The organism is Caballeronia glathei, from assembly GCF_000698595.1.
GTDB lineage: Bacteria > Pseudomonadota > Gammaproteobacteria > Burkholderiales > Burkholderiaceae > Caballeronia > Caballeronia glathei.
The window spans coordinates 1-2266 of the sequence record NZ_JFHC01000197.1; the positions used below are offsets into that span (position 1 = coordinate 1).

The window sequence follows — 2266 nt, forward strand, 5'->3', positions numbered from 1 at the left end:
TCCGCGTCCGCTTCGCTAAAAATTCTTTGAGCTAAACCGCTCCGCCGGCGTCCGCAGCTATGGGCATTGAATCAGGGTGATGACCGTGATGTTGCAGATGGTGGTGCTGGATGCGTCGTGGAAGACGTGCCGCTGCTGCGTGTGAAGGTTGCGAGGACGCTGGTGCGATCGTGACGGGCGGTGCGATGTGGACTGTGGCGTCGCGATGGCCGCGGCGCGGCCGAGCGCTGCCTCAACCGAGCGACCGGTTGTCCGGGCAGGTGCGCGAAGCGTGAAGGTGCGGGCGTCACGGCACACCACCGGGAGGTGCCCGCGGCCGGGCGTGATGCGGGAGGAGTTCGATGCATACCATGTGTCCGCGCGCACACGCTGGGCAGTCACGCAAGGATCGACCGGTGAGTCTGGCATAGCGGTCACGATAGTCTTGGCTGAGCTCATCAGTGACAGTCGCGCGCGGTGGTATGACCTCGAGCAGACGCCGGCATTCGGCGAGTCCGCGTTCGCGGCGCCGGTTGCTGAGGAACCCGTAGTGACGGATACGCTGCAGTCCGCGCGGCAGCACGTGAAGCAGGAAGCGGCGGATGAACTCCGGTGCGTCGAGCCGCATCACGCGCTGTGCGGATTCATGGCGGTAGTCTTTCCAGCGGAACGTGACGTGTCCATCTGCGATGGCGATCAGGCGATTGTTCGAGATGGCGACGCGATGCGTGTAACGCCCCAGGTAGCCGAGTACCTGCTGCGGCCCGCCGAACGGTTCCTTGGAGTACACCACCCATTCCGCGCGTCGCGGGCTATCCAGATAGCGGGTGAACGCCTGCACATGCTGCAGGGGCGCGAGGGCGTTGAAGAACCGCAGGCGCCCGGTCTCAAAGGCACGTTGCAACCGCTCGAGGAACAGACGCCGGAACAGGCGTGATAGCACGCGCACCGGCAGGAAGAAACCAGGACGGCAGGCAATCCAGCGTGAGTGGTCCGGCGCCAGACCGCCGCCCGGGACCACGCAGTGCAGGTGTGGATGATGCAGCAGGTTCTGCCCCCAGGTGTGGAGGATCGCGATGAAGCCGATGTCAGCGCCGAGGTGTTTCGGATCAGCAGCGATGGTCTGCAGTGTTTCGGCGGTGGCCTGGAACAGGATGTCGTAGACCACCGCCTTGTTCTGGTAGGCGATCGCGGCGATCTCCTGCGGCACCGTGAACACCACGTGGAAGTACGGTACCGGCAGCAGATCGGCCTGACGGTCGTCAAGCCATTGAGCACGGGCTAGCGACTGGCACCTGGGACAGTGGCGATTGCGGCAGCTGTTATAGGCGATGCGTTGGTGGCCGCAGGCGTCACACTGTTCGACATGGCCGCCGAGCGCGGCGGTCCGACATAATTCAACCGCGCCCATGACGCGCCGCTGAGCGCGACTGAGTGAGCCGGCATGGGTTTGACGATACGCGGTGCCGTAGCGACGCAATACATCCGCCACTTCCGGTTGAGCAGTCTTCATGGACGTGCTCAGACGTTTGCGGGTGGTGCTTCTGGGGGGTCAGGCGCAACCGGTTGGGGTAGCAGGTCAAACGGGCTGGTGGTCGCGCAGATCGTACTAGTAGCGACCTTCAGGTAGCGGGAGGTGGTCGCGAGGCTGCGGTGGCCGAGCAGCAGCTGGATGGTACGCACGTCGGTACCCGATTCGAGCAGATGGGTAGCGAACGCGTGGCGCAGCGAGTGCGGCGTGACAGGCTTGCTGATGCTGGCCCGGCGCCGGGCCTGCTGGCACGCCAGCCGTATCGTCGCAGGAACGATGGGCTGGTCGGCGAACCGTCCCGGGAAGAGCCAGTGCTGGGGTCGACCGGTCTGCCAGTAAGTGCGCAGGATTTCCAGCAGCCGTGGCGAGAGCATCACATAGCGGTCGACCTGGCCTTTGCCCTGCTCGATGCGCAGCACCATCCGCTGGCTGTCGATGTCGCCAACCTTCAGCCGCGTCACTTCCGAAATACGCAGGCCGCCCGCGTATGCCGTCATCAGGATCGCGCGGTGTTTGAGGCTCCTGATTGATTCGAAGAAAGCGGTGACCTCCTCGCGACTCAGGATCACCGGCAGTGTGCGTGGCTGCTTCGACATGACGATGTCGTCGACCGCCCAGTCGCGTTTGAGCGTAACCGTGTAGAGAAAGCGTAGCGCGGCGGTCGCGGTAACCAGGCTGCTGCGCGCCAGTTGCCGAACCTCGACGAGGTGCAGTTGCCAGGCGCGAATCTCTTCGGGTCCCAGCGTCGCCGGGGAG

2 protein-coding genes are annotated in these 2266 nt (G+C 64.6%); both read right to left on the reverse strand.

The genetic code is table 11. The features are described 5' to 3' along the window. Nucleotides 1-286: 286 nt before the first annotated feature. Nucleotides 287-1492 (reverse strand): IS91 family transposase, encoded by a 1206-nt coding sequence (locus BG61_RS38195; protein ID WP_035943503.1) that lies wholly within the window; start codon nucleotides 1490-1492, stop codon nucleotides 287-289. Between the two features lie 8 nt (nucleotides 1493-1500). After that, nucleotides 1501-2266: tyrosine-type recombinase/integrase (locus tag BG61_RS38200; RefSeq protein WP_035943505.1), on the reverse strand; the 766-nt coding region annotated here is incomplete at its 5' end.